Source organism: Aquifex pyrophilus (assembly GCF_054656935.1).
The window spans coordinates 57,321-74,549 of sequence record NZ_BAAHXJ010000004.1; the positions used below are offsets into that span (position 1 = coordinate 57,321).

At 45.5% G+C, this 17,229-nt stretch carries 19 protein-coding genes; 4 read left to right on the forward strand and 15 right to left on the reverse strand.

All coding sequences use genetic code 11. From position 1 onward, the window contains the following. Window position 1 precedes the first annotated feature (1 nt). Together aroC and rpmB are read right to left on the reverse strand one after the other, a co-directional pair. Complete coding sequence (gene aroC, locus ACYQZ0_RS03050) at window positions 2–1,195, reverse strand: chorismate synthase (protein ID WP_459775068.1); 1,194 nt, start codon at window positions 1,193–1,195, stop codon at window positions 2–4. 4 nt (window positions 1,196–1,199) lie between these two features. Further along, a complete protein-coding gene (gene rpmB / locus ACYQZ0_RS03055) occupies window positions 1,200–1,406 on the reverse strand; it encodes a 50S ribosomal protein L28 (protein WP_459775070.1) in 207 nt (68 codons plus the stop codon). Between the two features lie 44 nt (window positions 1,407–1,450). Between rpmB and coaE the strand changes: the two genes are divergently transcribed. Next, window positions 1,451–2,041, forward strand: a complete 591-nt coding sequence (gene coaE / locus ACYQZ0_RS03060) for a dephospho-CoA kinase (RefSeq protein WP_459775072.1) — start codon at window positions 1,451–1,453, stop codon at window positions 2,039–2,041. On the opposite strand, the gene ACYQZ0_RS03065 is transcribed toward coaE, so the two are convergent. From ACYQZ0_RS03065 to ACYQZ0_RS03100, 8 genes are all read right to left on the reverse strand, one after another. Beyond that, window positions 2,025–2,600 (reverse strand): YdcF family protein, encoded by a 576-nt coding sequence (locus tag ACYQZ0_RS03065; RefSeq protein ID WP_459775074.1) that lies wholly within the window; start codon window positions 2,598–2,600, stop codon window positions 2,025–2,027. The two genes, coaE and ACYQZ0_RS03065, sit on opposite strands and share 17 nt — an antisense overlap. Window positions 2,601–2,746: 146 nt before the next feature. Continuing rightward, window positions 2,747–3,148, reverse strand: a complete 402-nt coding sequence (locus ACYQZ0_RS03070) for an ExbD/TolR family protein (protein WP_459775076.1) — start codon at window positions 3,146–3,148, stop codon at window positions 2,747–2,749. A 3-nt stretch (window positions 3,149–3,151) separates the two neighbouring features. After that, entirely contained in the window at window positions 3,152–3,766 is a 615-nt protein-coding gene (locus tag ACYQZ0_RS03075) for a MotA/TolQ/ExbB proton channel family protein (RefSeq protein ID WP_459775078.1), read from the reverse strand. Window positions 3,767–3,769: 3 nt separating this feature from the next. Beyond that, entirely contained in the window at window positions 3,770–6,337 is a 2,568-nt protein-coding gene (locus ACYQZ0_RS03080) for a tetratricopeptide repeat protein (protein ID WP_459775079.1), read from the reverse strand. Then, entirely contained in the window at window positions 6,312–6,950 is a 639-nt protein-coding gene (pspA, locus tag ACYQZ0_RS03085) for a phosphoserine phosphatase PspA (protein WP_459775080.1), read from the reverse strand. Before pspA ends, ACYQZ0_RS03080 begins: the two co-directional genes overlap by 26 nt. An 8-nt stretch (window positions 6,951–6,958) precedes the next feature. Further along, entirely contained in the window at window positions 6,959–7,840 is an 882-nt protein-coding gene (locus tag ACYQZ0_RS03090; protein WP_459775081.1) for a zinc metalloprotease HtpX, read from the reverse strand. A 28-nt stretch (window positions 7,841–7,868) separates the two neighbouring features. Then, on the reverse strand, window positions 7,869–8,774 hold the full coding sequence (gene era / locus ACYQZ0_RS03095; RefSeq protein WP_459775083.1) for a GTPase Era: 906 nt from the start codon (window positions 8,772–8,774) through the stop codon (window positions 7,869–7,871). A 51-nt stretch (window positions 8,775–8,825) separates the two neighbouring features. Then, window positions 8,826–9,602: an IclR family transcriptional regulator gene (locus tag ACYQZ0_RS03100; RefSeq protein ID WP_459775084.1), complete on the reverse strand. Its 777-nt coding sequence runs from the start codon at window positions 9,600–9,602 to the stop codon at window positions 8,826–8,828. Window positions 9,603–9,634: 32 nt separating this feature from the next. On the opposite strand from ACYQZ0_RS03100, the gene ACYQZ0_RS03105 reads away from it, so the two are divergent. Both ACYQZ0_RS03105 and ACYQZ0_RS03110 read left to right on the forward strand, forming a co-directional pair. Further along, complete coding sequence (locus tag ACYQZ0_RS03105) at window positions 9,635–10,921, forward strand: serine hydroxymethyltransferase (protein WP_459775085.1); 1,287 nt, start codon at window positions 9,635–9,637, stop codon at window positions 10,919–10,921. After that, window positions 10,887–12,122 (forward strand): EAL and HDOD domain-containing protein, encoded by a 1,236-nt coding sequence (locus ACYQZ0_RS03110; RefSeq protein ID WP_459775086.1) that lies wholly within the window; start codon window positions 10,887–10,889, stop codon window positions 12,120–12,122. The genes ACYQZ0_RS03105 and ACYQZ0_RS03110 overlap by 35 nt, the downstream gene beginning before the upstream one ends. Here ACYQZ0_RS03110 and ACYQZ0_RS03115 read toward each other — a convergent pair. Both ACYQZ0_RS03115 and panD read right to left on the reverse strand, forming a co-directional pair. Then, window positions 12,112–12,444 (reverse strand): rhodanese-like domain-containing protein, encoded by a 333-nt coding sequence (locus ACYQZ0_RS03115; RefSeq protein ID WP_459775087.1) that lies wholly within the window; start codon window positions 12,442–12,444, stop codon window positions 12,112–12,114. The genes ACYQZ0_RS03110 and ACYQZ0_RS03115 overlap by 11 nt on opposite strands. A 1-nt stretch (window position 12,445) precedes the next feature. Beyond that, the gene (gene panD, locus ACYQZ0_RS03120) at window positions 12,446–12,820 is read right to left on the reverse strand and encodes an aspartate 1-decarboxylase (protein ID WP_459775088.1); all 375 of its coding nucleotides are present in this window, start codon (window positions 12,818–12,820) and stop codon (window positions 12,446–12,448) included. A 66-nt stretch (window positions 12,821–12,886) separates the two neighbouring features. Here panD and ACYQZ0_RS03125 point away from each other — a divergent pair, with 66 nt between their 5' ends. Continuing rightward, window positions 12,887–13,786 carry a TIGR00269 family protein gene (locus tag ACYQZ0_RS03125; protein ID WP_459775090.1) on the forward strand — a complete coding sequence of 300 codons (900 nt, stop codon included), beginning with the start codon at window positions 12,887–12,889 and terminating at the stop codon, window positions 13,784–13,786. On the opposite strand, the gene ACYQZ0_RS03130 is transcribed toward ACYQZ0_RS03125, so the two are convergent. The 3 genes from ACYQZ0_RS03130 to ACYQZ0_RS03140 are packed head-to-tail and all read right to left on the reverse strand — an operon-like array spanning window position 13,776 to window position 17,203. After that, window positions 13,776–15,002, reverse strand: coding sequence for a TolC family protein (locus ACYQZ0_RS03130; protein ID WP_459775091.1), 1,227 nt, complete (start codon window positions 15,000–15,002; stop codon window positions 13,776–13,778). The genes ACYQZ0_RS03125 and ACYQZ0_RS03130 overlap by 11 nt on opposite strands. A gap of 2 nt (window positions 15,003–15,004) precedes the next feature. Next, window positions 15,005–16,033, reverse strand: coding sequence for an efflux RND transporter periplasmic adaptor subunit (locus ACYQZ0_RS03135; protein WP_459775092.1), 1,029 nt, complete (start codon window positions 16,031–16,033; stop codon window positions 15,005–15,007). After that, entirely contained in the window at window positions 16,034–17,203 is a 1,170-nt protein-coding gene (locus ACYQZ0_RS03140) for an NAD(P)/FAD-dependent oxidoreductase (RefSeq protein ID WP_459775093.1), read from the reverse strand. Window positions 17,204–17,229: the final 26 nt, after the last annotated feature.

Below are 17,229 nucleotides of genomic sequence, written 5' to 3' on the forward strand. Positions count from 1 at the left end.
CTTAGAAGCTCTTTACGTGTTTCATATAGGATTTATACCTTTCCTTTATCTCCTCAAGGAAGTCACCGCCGAACTTCTCAAGGAAAGCGTCCGCGATAATTATAGCGAGCATTGCCTCACCCACCACCGAAGCCGCGGGGACCGCCACAACGTCCGTTCTCTCCTTTCCCGCCTTTAGCTCCTCCTTCGTATTTATATCAACGCTTCTGAGGGGGTTCTTAAGCGTAGGTATGGGCTTCATGGCAACCCTTACAACGAGGGGCATCCCGTTCGTCATTCCCCCTTCCGTTCCACCGAGCCTGTTTGTGAACCTGAAAAATCCCCTCTCTTTACTCCATCCTATCTCGTCGTGAACCTCTGAGCCGAATTTCCTTGCGGCCTCAAAGCCTATTCCTATCTCAACGCCCTTTATAGCCTGTATGCTCATCATCGCCTGGGCTATCCTTCCGTCTATACGTTTATCCCACTGGATATGGGAACCGAGTCCCGGCGGAACACCCACCGCGAAAACCTCAAAAACGCCCCCGAGGCTCTCTCCCTTTTCCTTCGCCTCGTCTATGAGAGCTTTAAACTCCTCATCCTTTTCGGGAAAGGGAATGCGAAGCTCCGATTTTTCTGCCTTTTCGTGAAACTCAAGGAGCTTTTCGGGCTCCGCAAAGTAAGATTTATCCTTCAGCTCCTCAACTTCCTTTTTCCCTATGCTTACAACAAAGCTACCCACTTTTATACCGAACTCGGAAAGGAGTTTTTTGCATACCGCACCGACCGCAACCCTTGCCGCTGTCTCCCTAGCGGATGAACGCTCAAGTATGTTCCTCAGGTCCCTTTGGTTATACTTTATTCCTCCCGCCAAATCCGCGTGCCCGGGCCTCGGCCTCGTAAATGGAACTACGGAATCCGGAGGTTCTCCCTCAACTGCCATCTTCTCTTTCCAGTTCTCCCAGTCCCTGTTTTTTATGAAGAGCGTTATGGGAGAGCCCAATGTTTTTCCGAACCTTACCCCCGAGAGTATCTCAACGCTGTCCTTTTCTATCTTCATCCTTCCACCGCGTCCGTATCCCCTCTGTCTTCTTCTCAAATCAAGGTTAATGTCTTCTTCCGAAAGGGGAAGGTTTGCTGGGATGCCTTCAAGAATGGCGGTGAGCCCCTTCCCGTGGGACTCCCCGGCGGTAAGGAATCTAATAAACCGTGTCATAAAATCACTCTTTCGGAATTCTTGGAGCCTTAATAACCTTTCCCGCCTTTAGGCACTTCGTGCATACGTAAATCCTCTTAACGGTTCCGTCGGGAAGTCTTACCCTCATCTTGTGAACGTTAGGTTTAAATATTCTTCTGTTCCTTTCCCCTGAAAAGGTTACGCTTCTTCCAACAACCGCCCTCTTTCCGCATATTTCACATGCCGCCATTACATTACCTCCTCTGAGAGGGAAATATTATACTAAATCCTGTCGTGAAGAAGGTCGGTCTTACGGGAAACATTGGATGCGGAAAATCAACTGTCGCGGATATGTTCCGCTCCCTCGGGGCTTACGTGATGGACGCGGACAAGGTAATACACTCCTTCTACAGGAAGGGACACCCCGTTTACGAGAAGGTCGTCTCCCTATTCGGAAGGGAAATACTTGACGAAAAAGGGAATATAGACAGGAAAAAATTAGCGGATATTGTTTTCAAGGATAAGGAAAAACTAAAAAAGCTTGAAGAGATTACCCATAAAGCCCTTTACGAGGAAATAGAAAAGGTCTTAAAGAATCTTTCCGAAGATACCATTTTCATACTTGAGGCCTCACTTCTCGTTGAGAAGGGTAGTTATAAGAACTACGATAAACTCATAGTCGTTTACGCTCCCTACGAGGTATGTAAGGAAAGGGCTTTGAGAAGAGGAATGAGCGAGGAGGACTTTGAGAGAAGGTGGAAAAACCAGATGCCCATAGAGGAGAAGGTGAAGTTTGCGGACTACGTTATAGATAACTCGGGAAGCCTTGAAGAAACTTTTAAACAAGTCAAAGAGGTTTTTGAGAAGCTCAAATCCGACCCGTGAGCTTGTAAAAGAGGAGACCTATATACTCCCTTATCGCTATTGCGGAGTCGTAAAAAACGCTGTATTTGGGGAAAAAGCTGTATACGTTATACCTCCCCTCATACTTAAAGTCCGTTGGATAGGGAACAATCTCAAAGCCCGCTTTTTCAAAAAGTTTGACTGACCGAATCATGTGAAAGGCTGATGTTACGAGAATAACCTTTTTACAACCGAGTTTTTTACAGATTTCTTTAACGTATCTTGCATTCTCTCCGGTGTCCCTGCTTCTCAGCTCCCCTATTACCTTATTCTCTTCAACGCCGAAGCTTTTTAAGAGTTCCTTCATAATTTTCGCTTCCGGAATTGTGCTTATAGATGCACCTCCCGAGAGTATAATGGGAAGCCCCGTTTTCTTATGAAGAAGAAATCCCGTTATGAGCCTTTTGTAAGAAGAAGCCTTCAATCTTCCGCTGTTGTAAACACCTCCCCCAAGGACGACTATTGCATCCCCCTCTATACTTTTGGGGGTTTTGTAAGCGGTCTCAAGGGGGTAAAAGAGGGCATCTTTAACCGGTTCCATGGATATAAGATAAAGGGAAAGGGCGGAGAGAAAGGATAAAACCTTGATAAGTTTTCTCCCCGATAGAAGAGATATTAATAAAAAAGAGATTATATATATACCGGGCGGAAGTATGAAGTAAGAGATAAATTTCTTCAGAAAAAAGCTCATCTTATCTTTCTTACAGCTATTATAACATCTTCAATGCCGTTTTTCCGGGCCAAATCCATAACGTTTACAACGAACTTATGCTTGGTTTCCTGGTCAGCCTCTACTATTATGTATTCAGGTTTCTCCTTTTTTATTAACTTCTCAATATCTTTTAACGTTGTTTTTTTTCCGTTAATTATGTAATTCCCTTCCTTATCTATCTGAACCTTTAGGGCGGTTACAGCCTTCTTCTCCCCCGTTTCCGCAAAGGGAAGTCTAATTGCTATAAAGGTTTCGGGTGATTGGAAGGCGAGGATTGCGAGAAAAAGGAATACAGCAAGCAGGGTATCAACGAGTGGAACTACGTCTATGTAAGCCTTTTCCTCCTCCGAAAGCCTTTTTCTTCTCCTCAGGTTCATACCTTACTCTAAGGCGTTAATGATTTCCTTTGCTTCCCTCTCAATCTTTTCAAGAATCACGTTTCCCGCAACCTTATATATCCAGTAAAAGATAAGGGCGGGGATTGCAACACCAAGCCCCGTGGCTGCGGCAACGAGAACCTCACTTATTCCCTTTGCAAGGAGGTTAATGGCCTCCTCGTGTGAGGCAAGAGAGTAAGCCTGAAACACCTTTATGAGTCCTGTTATAGTTCCGAAGAGTCCCAGAAGGGGGGCAACGGATGCGGTCGTAGAAAGAATTGGAAGGTTTCTCTCAACCTTCGGAACCATATCCGAAAGCTCCGCTTCCATAAGCTGAATGAGGTATCCCTTCTCCCTCCTTCCCTTCAGGTATTCTTCTAATACAATGGAAACCGCCTTCGTAAAGGGATGGTCCGTAACGCTTGCGACTTTGTGGGCACTTTCGTAGTCCCCTTTTTGTATCAACATCTTAAGCTCGTTGATGTTTTGGGGAATGAGATTTTTAAACCTTAAGTTGAGTGCCCTCTCAATAATTACATACCACGAAAGTATTGAGAGGAGTATTAGGGGATACATTACTATCCCACCTTTCTCAATCCAAGAAAAAACAAAATCCATAAGTTAACCTCCGCACTCGGGAAGTCCTTTCTTTAATTCTAATAACTTCTCCCTTTCCCAGCTTTCAAGTTCCACGCCCTTTAGCCTTTCAAGAATACAGGAGGCATCCTTGTAAGCTCCCATCTTTCTGAGTATTTCCGCACTCATAAATACCGCTCGCTTGTAAAAGGGAAGTTCCTTTTTATCCGAGAGAACCACTTCGAGAAGGTAATCGAGAGCCTTTCTTCTGTCCTTTTTATAGTAATAGTTTCCGAGGTAGTAAGAGGCTTTTAAGAATACCTCTTCCTTCGCACTTCTGTAAGCTATATCGAGATAATGTCTCTTTCCGGTTTTTTCGTAAAGTTTTAAAGCAACTTCCTTCAACTCCTCAAGTTCTGGATACTTCTTATACATCTCCCTAAAAAGCCTCTCAGCATCTTTTACCCTGTCTAACTTCAGGTAAAGGGATATGGCTTTTATCTTTCCTTCATCACCCCTTTTCTCAAGAAGTCTCGCAAGCTTAAGTAGGTTATTCTCCTTTTCGTAGAGTTTTTTAAGTTCGTTAAATGCTTTTTCGCTTATCAATTTATCTTTTGAGCTTACGAGGTCGAGGAGTATCTTTTCCCTTTCTTCGGGGTCCTCGGTTACCCTTGCAAGCTCAAGCAGTGCCCTTTCTCTGTATTCGGGATTGTTTATTAACTTCCTTAGTATAAACTGGGCTTCTATTTTTCTTCCTTCCTTTGCGTAATACCTTGCAAGCTGGAGTTTCAGCTCGGGTAGAAGTGGGCTTTCTGGAAACTTTTTCTCAAACTCCTCAACGATTTTTTCTATTTCTTTAGAGGGATTTTCGCTCTCAATCTGGGCAAGACCTATAAGGGCACTCTTTACCTCTTCTCTTTCTTTATACTTACTAAGTATTAACCTGTAAACCGCTTTTGCCTCCTCCTTTCTTCCCATGTTGTAGTATGAATCCGCAAGTTTCACCAAGGCTTTTACCTCGTAATTTTTATCCTTAGCGGCTTTGTTAAAGTAGGGAATTGCTTTCTCGTAATTCCCCTCTATGAAGTAGCTGAGTCCAGTAAGGTAAAGCTCCTCCGGAGTTTCGTTGAAAAGAAACTTCCTCGCGAGAACCCCCTTCCCGAGGGCTATTGCAGCTTTTGCCTTTAAAATCCTCGATTTGTAATCGTTTTTATCTCTAAGTATTTCAAGAACCTTCTCGTAATCGCCCGCATTAAAGTAAGCTATGGCTTTATAGTAGGGATTTTCAAAGTATTTTGAGGCTTCCAGCCAATCACCCTTTTTGAATAAATACCACCCGTAATACTCCCTGTAAAGCTCGGGGAACCTTTCTTTTATATCCTCAAGGGTTTTTTGAAGCTTCTCCTCTTTATCGAGTCTGTAAAGCACCTCGAGGAAAGCTCTGTAGTAAAGTTGGGTGTCCCTTTTCTTCCTTTTGAGGTATTCGTAAGCTTTTTCGTAGTTCCCGAGCTGTAGGTATGCAAGGGCTGCGTAGAAGTAATCCCCGGATTTTTCAAAGTAGTGTATCGCCTTCTTATACTCACCGCGGTTGTATGCCTTTATTCCCGCATACCTTAATATTTCCTTTGCCTTCGTCTTTTCATAAACGAAATCCGCAAGCTCCGGATTTTTTAACGCAAGTAAGAGGTATACCTCCTTCGCAAGCTCTTCGTTTAGTGTTTCAAGTAAGAGAACTCTGTCAAGGGCTTTATCGTAATCCCCCTTTTTCAGGGCTATTAAGCTGAGATAGTAAAGGATTACATCCCTATGGGGTATTAACTTGCGGGAGAATTTCTCCAGAATTTTTTCCGCTTTTTCAAGCTCTCCCTTTTCGTAAAGGACAACGGCCCTTCTCAGAAACGTGCTTTCCCTATATTCTTCGTTCACCCTTCCCCTTATAAAGTCGTTCACATATCTACAGTACTCCTTGAAAGTGTATCTTCCACAATTTTTCAACGGGCTTTCGGGTATCTTCCCCTTTCCCCCTATGAGGTAAACGTAGTTCCAGAGAAGGGGCTCTTGGGTTTCGTATGGCTCTCCCTTTATTTTGTAGTAAAGGGCATAAAAGCTCTCACAGGATGCACTCCTGTACGTGTGGAGGGTATTACATCCTTCCTTGAAATACCTTAGAGCTTCTTCATCATACCCCCTTTTATACTCTATTAATCCGAGAATGTAGTATCCCGCATTCCTGAAGGGAGAGGTCGGAAGGGAAAGAAGTTTCTTTGCCTCCTCTCCCGCACCTATAAGATTTCCTCTTTTGTATTCCCTTATAGCTTTTTTATATAGAACCTGGTCCTTAGGTGCTCCGCATCCCTCTGTCTTCGGTTCGTATAACTCAACCTCTTCAAGTCTTTTGGGAGGCTCAAAGAAAAGGTAGGAGAGGTCCTTACCTTTATAAAGGAAAACCGGAACTTTATAAGAAAGCTTATCGGGAATGCTTATCTCGGGCTTTTCAACCTTTAGAATTTCCTGAACCTTAACCTTAAGGGTAAGCTCCTTCTTAAGCTCTTGTGAAAAAAGAGGAAATATGAAGAGCAGTAAGAGGCTAAAGAGCTTTATGGGCTTCAACATAAAGTTCCCCCAGGTGGCAGGTAATATTAAGCTTTTGAATCACATTCCTGCCCTCTGCGTCTAAGTATACCACAGAATAGGATGCGTTATCACACCCGAAACTCCAGAACTTTGAAAGGTCTATCTCAAGAACCGCACAGTAAAGACATCGTATTGGAACAGTGTGGGAGACTATAGCAACGGTTTTTTCGTTATACTTCTCCAGTATATCCTCAAGGAAGTCTCTGACTCTGTTGTAAACGTCTTGAAGGGTTTCCCCTTCGGGAAACTTTACCCTGTGGGGTTCTTTAAGCCAGAGCTTAAAATCCTCCGGATAAAGCTTTTTCACCTCTTCAACGAGCTTCCCCGACCAAATACCGTGGTCTATCTCTATAATCCTTTCTTCTTTTATAGGCTCAATTCCGAGCTTTTTTCCTATTATCTGGGCTGTTCTAAAAGTTCTTTTAAGGGGGGAGGCAAAGAGGACGTCTATCTTTTCTTTCTTTAGAGCTTCTGCGAGCCTCTCCGCCTGCATAACCCCCCTTTCCGTGAGGTCGGGGTCAAGGAGTCCCTGATACCTTCCTATGGGGTTCCATTCGCTCTCCGCGTGCCTTATTACTATGAGCTTTAGCATCCATTAAATTATATACACTCCTGTCCCATCTTCCTCGCAAGCTCGCAGAGTCTTTGAATTCTCTTCTCCGTTGAAGGGTGCGTTGAGAGAAGCTCCATAATTCCACCACCTTTCAGGGGGTTCTCAATAAATAAGTGTGCCGTTCCGGGATTTACGTTTTCGGGAATCTGCATAATGTATTCCTCTATCTTTTTGAGCGCCCTCGCAAGGGCTACGGGACAACCACATATCTTAGCACCCGTCTCGTCAGCCATGTATTCCCTCGTTCTGGAAACCGCAAGCTGTATGAGCGTAGCTATTATCGGAACGATGATTATCATCACAAGTGAAGCGAGCATTTCTCCTATACCGCCTCCTTCTTCTTCCTCGTTGTTATTCTGGAATGCTCCGAAGAATAATGCCCACTGGGCCATATTTGCGAGAAATCCTATAGCTCCCGCTATCGTTGCGGCTATCGTCGCTACGAGAACGTCCCTGTTCTTTATGTGGGCGAGTTCGTGAGCGAGAACCCCTTTAAGTTCTTCGGGTTCAAGTATCTCAAGGATTCCCCTCGTTACCGCTACCGCTGCGTGTCCCGGACCTCTTCCCGTTGCGAAGGCGTTCGGCTGTTCCATGGGAACGAGGTATATCTTGGGCTTGGGCATGTTTGCCCTTCTTGCGAGCTCCTCAACCATCTCGTGGAGCCAGGGGGCTTCCTCGTAGGGTATTTCTCTCGCTCCATACATAGTTAAGACTATCTTGTCGGAGAACCAGTAGCTCATAAAGTTCATAAATCCCGCAATAATGAGGGCTATAAGCATTCCCGCGGTTCCGCCTATAATCCCGCCTATAGCCATGAGGAGTCCCGTAAGAAGTCCCAGGAAGATTACCGTTCTAAGCATCCAACCCATCATTTCACCTCCTGATAAAGATTATTAATTAAAAACTATAACCGAAGAGTCTTACATATTCGGGTCTTCTCCTCCAGTCGGGTATGACCTTGACCCATAACTCAAGGTAAACAGGTCTTCCCAGGATAAGCTCAAGCTCCTCCCTTGCCCTTTTCCCTATTTCCTTGAGCCTCTGCCCTTTCTTCCCTATTATTATGGGCTTCAGGTTTTCCCTGTCCACTATGATTTCCCCCCTTATTACAAGCATATTGGGATTGGCGTCCCCGGGCTTTATCTCGTCTATCTTTACAGCTATGGACGTTGGAACCTCTTCCCTCGTCAGCATCATAGCCTTTTCCCTTACTATCTCCGCGGCAAGGAGCCTTAAGGGGAGATCCGTTATCATATCCTCGGGAAAGAGAGGCTCACCCTCGGGAAGGTATTTGATAATGGTCTTTATAAGCTCGTCTATGTTTGCCCCTTTTAACGCGCTTATGGGAACTATTTCGGTGAGCTCGGGGTGCTTTTTGTGTATCTCGTCTATCAGGGGAAGAACGTTTTTGGCGGGACCTATCTTGTCAATCTTGTTTATAACGACTATCACGGGCTTTCCGAGGGGCTTTATGAAGTTCTGGTAAATCTCCTCATCCCTTCTTCTCCATCCTTCCGATGCATCTATCATAAAGAGAATTACGTCCGCCTCCTCAAGGGACTGCTTTGCGGTCTCTACCATTGAACGTCCCAGAACGTCCGACTTCTTGGGTTCGTATATGCCAGGAGTGTCAAGGAATATTATCTGGGCTTCATTCGGTATATTCTTCACCCCCAGTATCCTCATCCTAGTCGTTCCCGCCTTCGGGGTAATTATTGATACCTTCGTTCCGAGTATGTTGTTGAGGAGCGTTGACTTTCCCACGTTCGGCTTTCCCACTATGGCCACGTAACCTACCTTCATTATAACCTCCGCTTATTCCGCTTAGATTTCTTTATATGAATAATATAAACCTTAACGGGATATGCGTCCCAGCTTCTCGGAGAGCTTCCTCGCCCCCTCTTTTAGAATTTCCTTCACCCAGGTGAGGAGGTCTTCCTCCTTCATTCTGTAAGAGGGAGCGACGACGGTTATCGTGTATTTAACGTTCCCCGCGTAGTCGTAAACTGGCACCGCGGAGCTGACAACTTCTTCCTCATACTCTTCAAGGTTCGTTGCGTATCCCTCCTCCCTAATCTTCGGAAGCTCCTTTATGAGTTCCTCGGGCGTTTTTGTGTTCCTGGTGTGCTTTATCCACTTTACGCTCTTGAAATAATCCTCTATCTCCCTTTTGTCAAAGTGGGAGAGGTAAATCTTTCCCGAGGCTGATGCGTAAAGGGGTAGAACCCTTCCGTATCTTGAGAGAATTTTAACCTCCCTATCTACTTCGCTTCTTTCTATATACAGAACCTCGTAGGCGACCCGCGTTGTGAGATACACGTTTTCCTTTACCTTATACGCTATATCGTTCAGAATGGGCTTTGCGGCCTTTTTTATATCGAGATGGTTCAGGTATGCCATTCCGAGCTCAAAGTTCTTTATGCCGAGCCTGTAGAGCTTGTTTTCCTCATCGTAAGAGACCCACTCATTCTCTATAAGGAAGTTAAGGATTTTATTTAACTTCTGCTTGCTCACCCTAAGCTCTTCCTGAAGCCTATCAAAGGTATATGGTTTTTTCTCAAGGAGGAATAGAACATCAAGGGCTATATGGACGTTCTGGATTACGTATATATCCTTATGGGCGTGTTCCATAGATTGTTATATTAGCAGTATAATCTTAAGTTATGGAACATCTCCTGAAAACGGACCCCGAGGTTTTTGACGCGGTAGTAAAGGAATACGAGAGGCAGTTTTACAACCTTGAGATGATAGCCTCGGAGAACTTCACATCCCTCGCGGTTATGGAGGCTACGGGAAGCGTCCTCACGAATAAGTATGCGGAGGGGCTTCCCGGAAAGAGGTATTACGGGGGATGTGAATATGTTGATATAGTTGAGAACCTCGCTATAGAGAGGGCTAAGAAGCTCTTCGGAGCTGAGCACGCAAACGTTCAGCCCCACTCGGGCTCTCAGGCAAACATGGCGGTTTACTTTGCAGTTTTAAATCCCGGGGATACGATAATGGGCATGGACCTCGCCCACGGGGGACACCTCACCCACGGTTCTAAGGTGAACTTCAGCGGAAAGCTTTACAACGTTGTCCATTACGGAGTGAACCCGGAAACGGAGCTCATAGACTACGACCAGCTCTACAAACTCGCAAAGGAACACAAACCGAAACTCATAGTGGGAGGAGCTTCCGCATATCCCAGAACCTTTGACTGGGCTAAGATGAGGGAGATAGCGGACGAGGTTGGGGCCCTCTTCATGGTTGATATGGCCCATTACGCGGGGCTTATAGCGGGAGGCGTTTATCCGAGCCCCGTTCCCTACGCCCAGTTTGTAACATCAACAACCCACAAAACGCTAAGGGGACCCAGAAGCGGTTTTATCCTTACGACTAAGGAGTTCGCAAAGGCGATAGACAAAAGCGTCTTTCCCGGCATACAGGGCGGACCCCTTATGCACGTTATAGCGGCAAAGGCTGTTGCTTTCAAGGAAGCCATGAGCGAGGAGTTCAAGGAATACGCAAAACAGGTCGTTGTTAACGCAAAAGTTCTTGCGGAAGAGCTCCAGAGGGAAGGTTTTAAGATTGTGACGGGCGGAACGGACTCTCACATAGTCCTTGTTGACCTTAGGAATAAGAACATAATCGGAAGGGATGCGGAAAAAGCCCTTGAGAGGGCGGGGATAACGGTTAATAAGAATGCTGTTCCCTTTGACCCCCTTCCCCCCACAAAGACGAGCGGAATAAGGATAGGAACCGCTGCCCTCACAACGAGGGGAATGAAGGAAGAGGAGATGAGAAAGATAGCAAAATGGATTTCACAGGTTCTCCACAATATGGACGATGAGCGTCTGATAAACAGAATTAGGGAAGAGGTAAGGGAGCTGTGTGAAGCCTTTCCCCTTTATCCGGAGCTGAAGAGGAAGATAGATGAGCTTCGCAATAGCAAGGCAACCAATATATGACAGGGAAGGAAACCTCTTTGCATACGAGGTTTACCTGAGAAAGAGCGATGAGCCCGATAAGTATCCCTCCGAGGTTCCCTTTTCCCGTGCCACCTATATAATCACGAACATACTCCTTGAACACGGATTTGATAAGGTTAGCGGTGGGAAGAAGCTCGTTATAAACGTATCCTTTGAGTCCCTCCTTAATAAATCCCTTGAGCTTTTACCCCTTGATAAGGTCATTTTTGATATAAATCCTCCTGATGTTCCCATAGGAGAAACGGTTTATAAAAAGGTTCTTGAAAAAGTGAAGGATTTCAAAAGAAGCGGAGTTCTATTTATACTACACCCTAAGCTATACACCTCAAACTATAAAGACTTAATAGCACTCGTTCACATAATAGAGTTCTTTAAAGACGATGTAAGCAAGGAGAAGATATCGGGAGCCAAGAGGAACGGGAAGAAGGTTCTCGTTTCCATGATAGAAAACGAGGAGGAGTATAAGAGCTTTTACGAGTGGGGAGCGGATTACTTTGAGGGATATTACCTCGGAAAGCCCGAGGTTATTCTGAACGTTGAGCTCGCACCGTTCCTGAAGGTTACCCTCTTCAGGCTTATGAATGCCCTAACTCACGCAAAGAGCTTAAAGGAGATAGCTGACGTAATTGGCTCGGACGTGGGAATGGCTGTAAAGTTCCTGAAGTTCGTTAACTCCGCATACTTCGCGAGAAGGAAGAAGATTGAGGACCTTCAGCACGCGGTCGCGTACGTCGGGCTTGAGAACGTTAAGAAGTTCGTCCTTCTCATAGCCCTCAACGAGTATATGAAGCTTGAACATCCCGAGCTGTGGAAGAGGTCCCTTATAAGGGCTCACATAGCGGAAGAGCTTATGAATAAGTCCTCCCCCCAAATGGCCGAAAAGGCCTTCTTGGTTGGCTTGTTCTCGCTTCTTGATAAGATTCTCGGGGTTGATATACCTTCCTTCCTTGAGGAGTTAAACGTTGACGAGGAAGTGGTAAATGCCTTCAGGGATGAGAACGCTCCACTTAGAAAGGTTCTTGATATAGCCACAAGGCTTGAAGAGGCATTAAACAAAGGGCCCGAGGAGCTTGACAGAGTTGCCTCGGAACTCTCTCTGGAAATGGGAATTCCCGAGATAGACCTTATCCTTCTTACAAAGGATGCGGAAGAGAAGGCGAGAAACCTTCTCAAGATTTAGCGGGAACGCCGCTTTCCGTTTCGTAGGGCCACGTGAGTATTCCGCCGGCCAGGTTGTATGCCTCGTATCCCATCTGTCTCAGGAAGTAAGTTGCAAAGGCGCTTCTCTCTCCGCTTCTGCAGTAAACGATATACTTCTTATCCTTGGGAAGGTTCTGGAATGCGTATCTCAGCTCGTCAAGGGGAATGAGTGTTGAGTTGGGAATTCTAACCTGGACGTGCTCCTGAGGCGTCCTAACATCTAAAAGAACAACTTTATCCTTTTCCTCCTCAAGCATCTTCTTAGCTTCTTGGGGTCCTACTTCCGGAACGTTCATAAACATCTCACTTCACCTCCATTCCTTCTTTAACTTCAACGGGGTTGTTCTTTGCATCAACAAATATGAGCTTTGGGCTGTAGCTCTCCAGCTCCTCTTCGGAGTAATAGGCATAGGAAGCTATGATTATGAGGTCTCCCTTATGCCCGAGCCTTGCGGCCGCACCGTTTAACTTAACTTCTCCCGAGTAACGGGGTGCTGGTATGACGTAAGTCTGAAATCGCGCACCGTTGTTAATGTTGTAAACGTCTATTCTCTCAAAGGGTTTCAGGTCCGCAAGCTCCATTAAATACTCGTCAAGGGAGAGGCTTCCCTCGTAATGAAGGTCCGCATCTGTAACCGTAAGCCTGTGTATCTTTGACTTTAACATCGGTCTCAGCATCTCCTCCTCCGCAATATATTAAGAATATGCTAATAAGAATATAAAACAAGCCTATCTTAATTTTCTATGAAGAAATGCAGGATATGCGGAAAGAGAGCGATAATTTACATGCCCCACCACAGGCTTGCCCTGTGCAGGGAACACTTCGTTGAGTGGTTTGAGAAGTATACCGAAAAGACAATAAAAGAGTTTAAGATGTTCACAAAGAAGGATAAAATTCTCGTTGCCATATCGGGAGGGAAGGATAGCTTAGCCCTCTGGCACGTTCTCAGAAAGCTCGGTTATGAGGCGGACGGGCTTTATATACACCTGGGCATAGGTGAGTATTCGGAGCGTTCAAAGGAGAAGGTTATGAAGTTTGCGGAAAGAATTGGGGGAAAGGCCATTATAGTTGACCTGAAAGAAGAGCTTGCAACCATTCCCGAACTTGTTGAGGTAAGCTCAAGGGAGGCCTGCTCCGTTTGCGGACTCGTAAAGAGGTATAACTTTAATAAGGTTGCGAAGGAAAGGGGTTACAGCGTTGTTGCTACGGGGCACAACCTTGACGATGAAGCGAGTGCCTTGCTCTCAAACGTTCTTAACTGGAACGAGAAGTATCTCGGGAGGAAGTATCCGGTCCTTGAGGAGGAAGGGGGTTTTGTCAGGAAGGTAAAGCCCTTTTGTAAGTTCACCGAAAAAGAGACAGCCCTTTACGCACTTCTGAACGGGATAGACTTCATAGAGGAGGAGTGTCCCTTTTCGGAAGACGCAAGTTCGGTTTTTTACAAGGAAATCCTGAACAGGATTGATGAGCGTTCACCGGGAACAAAACTTAGGTTTTACCTTGATTACCTCAGGAAGGTTTATCCCAAGTTTAAGAAGGAGGAAAAGAAAGAGCTTCAGCGGTGCAAGGTGTGCGGTGAGCCCACGATGGGGGAAATATGTCCGGTTTGCAGGCTGAAAGAGAAAGTGAAAGTTAGCGGGTGAGCCTTTCTATTAATGCCAATGTCGTTGCATACCTGTAAAGTAGGAAGTGAAGGGAGTCAAGGGTGTCGTTGTAATTTTTTCTCGCATCAAGAACCTCAAGCTGGCTTCCGACGCCCTCTTTATACCTCTCGGTTGATAGTTTCAGGCTCTCCCTTGCGGCCTGAAGGGATAGCTTAACCGCCTTTATCCTCTCTTTGAGGGATTTAAGGGTGAGGAGAGCGTTCATCAAGGCTTTTCTTTGATTGAAGACTTCTCCCTTTAGCCTCTCCTTTTCCTTTATAACTTCAAGCCTGCTTTGGGCAACGTTTGCCTCCCTTCTGAATCCGTCAAAAAACCTGTAGTTTAGGCTTATTCCGAAGGTGTATCCCCTCACCCACTCCCTTCCTCCGAACAGGGTCTTTCTCGTCGTAAATCCCTGATAAGATAGGTATGCCTCAAGGGTGGGGTAGTATTCGGACCTCGCAAGGTCGTGAGACTCCTTTAAGGCCTCAATTCTCGCCCTGTAAACCTTCAGGGTTGAGTTGTTTTCAAGGAGTTTTTTCAAAAGCTCCTCTTTTGAGGGAATCCTGTCGTTAAATTCAAACCTTCCCTTAATCTCAATCTTTTCCTCTATCCTGAGGAAGGCTTTGAACTCCTCAAGACTTTTCTCGTAGTCTGTTTTAGCCTCTATGAGCTCGGCCCTCGCCATCTCATACTGGGCTTTAGCCCTCATATACTCAACCTTCGGCAGGATACCGGCCCTGTATTTCTCCTCAACGGTTTTTAGGTTCTCCTCCCAGTACTTCAGCGTGTCTTCCTTGAGCTCTATAACGAGCTTCTTGTAAAGGAGTGCGTAATACATCTCCTTAACTCTGTAAATTACCTCTCTTTTTATGTCCTCAAGGATTAATTTCTGAAGCTTTCTCTGTTTCTTTGCGAGGGATATGGAGTCAAAAACCGCCTTGTTGAAAATTGTTTGGGAGAGCGTTATGGAGTATTCCTGTCTGTCCCTGAGACCGAAACCGTAAACGAGGGAGTCGTCAAGCCTTGTGTAGGAGTAGCTTCCCGTAATCGTGGGGAGTATTCCTGAACGGGCTTTTCTTATTTCTTCCTCAAGTTTTTTTAGTTCTATCCTTGATACCCTTATATCGGTTGCGTTCTTGAGGGCTATTTTTATTGCTTCCTCAAGGGTGAGGGGAAAGAGGAAAGATACACAGAGTAGAAAGATAGCAAACATTCTCATTTTACCGACACCCTTGCTCCTTCCCTCAGGAGGTTTGCGTTCTCAACCACGATTTTATCACCTTCCTTCAGGTCTCCTAAAACGTAAAGGTATCCCTCTACTCCCTTTACAATCTCAACCTTTACGGGGTAAGCCCTTACCCCTTCAACCTTCCAAACAACCTTCTCGCTTCCCCTCAGTATTACCGCATCTTCAGGAACCTTAAAGGCTTTTAAGCTTTTCAGGGGAACGTATGCGTAACCGAAGGTTCCCGGAGAAACCTTTTCATTTATGCGGAGCTTAACGGTGAGCAGTCTGTTTTCATCAAGGTGGGGGGAGATGTATGAAATAAAGCCTTTTATGAGCCTTCCTTCAATCTCAACCTCCAGCTCCTGACCTTTCCTGAGGCTTGCCTTTCCCTCGGGCATCTTAAAGACGAACTCAAGGGGCTCGTAGGAGATTATCCTGAACAAGGGCTTCTGGGGTGATACATAATCACCGACGTTCACGTATCTCTCACCGATTATACCTTTAAAGGGAGCCTTTATAAAGTGCTTTCTGTAGAGGATTTTCTTTGCTTCAAGTTCTCTCTTCAGGGCTTCTATTTTGTGCTTTATCTCGTTGAGCTTTGTCTGTGCCCTTTCGTAGTCCTCAAGGGATATCAGCTCCCTTTCGTAGAGTCTCTTTCTCCTCTCGGTTATCTTTCTCTGGAGCTTATAGCTTTCCTCCAGCTCCCTTATACTTTCTTTTATCCTTTCTATCTCCTTTCTTATTGCGCTCGTGTCTATTACCGCAAGGGCTTCCCCTTTCTTTACCCTTTCTCCCTCAAGCTTCAAAAGCTTCACAATTTTCCCCGAAACTTCCGAGAATAGTTTTATATCTCTCTGTGCGGATACGAAACCTTTATAGGGAAGTGTTATATCCACATTTTCCTCTCTAACCTCCCAGAGACTTACCTTTACAACCCTTTCCCCTTTTTCGGTCTTCTTTGTTTCGGTTTTGCAGGAGATTAGGAGAAGGAGAAAAAGGAAAAGAAAGCGAGCCATTTAAATAATTTTAGGAATCCTTCCCAGTTTGTAGAGCTTGAAGTAAACGCCCCAAAGTTTCTTCATTATGTGGCCGAGAACAGGTATGGGAATAAGCATCGCCCTTTTATCGCTCCTGTATGCGAGCCCTCCTCCTCTCCATCCCATATCCATTAAACAAAGAATGTTTATATGTTCCTTGTAGCTTTTGAGTTCCCCTTTCTTTCTTCCCTCCCTTACCGCTATGTTGTGGGCAACAATCTCTCCCATGACCTCTGCAAGGTGTCCCTGTTTTGCGGTCCAGGGCGGGCCCTCTATTGCGGCACAATCCCCGACAGCGTAGATGTTTTCAAATCCTTCAACCCTACAGGTCTCGTCAATCTTAACAAATCCCGCCTCATTTGTAGGTAGTCCCGATTCCGCTATAACAGGGTGTCCCCAGCCAGCGGGGGTGTAAAGTATGAGGTCCGCCTCGAGGAAGGTGTCGTCCTCAAATAGAACGCCGTTCTCCTTAAACTCTTTTATCTTCTTACCGGTAATCTTGTTTATGTTGTACTTCCTGAATAGCTCATCAAGCATCTTGAGGGCTTTTTCCCCTAATCTCTCACCGGGTTTCGGCATGGGCGCAAAGAATGTAAGCTCAGACCTCTCCCTTATGCCCAGCTTCCTGAGGTAGTAATCAACGTTAAAGAGAAGCTCAAAAACGGGACCACCCCTTACCGCGGTTTTATCCTTAGGATTTCCCCCGAAGCCGAAGGCTATCCTACCCTCTCCTTTCTTTATCAGCTCCTGAAGTCTCTCCCTTATCTTTATGGCTTCCTCGGGCGTTCCGCATATGGATAAGGTGTTCTCTATTCCCTTTTCCTTTCTCTTTACCTGTCCAAGAGCGAGAACTATGTAATCGTATCCGCCAATTTCCCCTTTTTCCTTTAGATGAACTTTTCCCGTTTCGGGCTCTATCCTCACAACCTCGTCCTGTATGAACTCAATGTTCCAGCTTTTTGAGAACTCATCAAGGGGAATCCTTACGTCTTCTGGGCTTATCTCCCCCGTGGGTATCCATATGGATATGGGGTATGCGTATATATAAGGTCTGTTGCTAACGAGAGTAACGTTATATCCCTCTCTTCTTAAAGCTATCGCAGCCTGAGAGCCTCCTATTCCTCCTCCGAGGACGAGAGCTTTCTTCATTTCCTTACCTCCTGGTTAGTTAATTC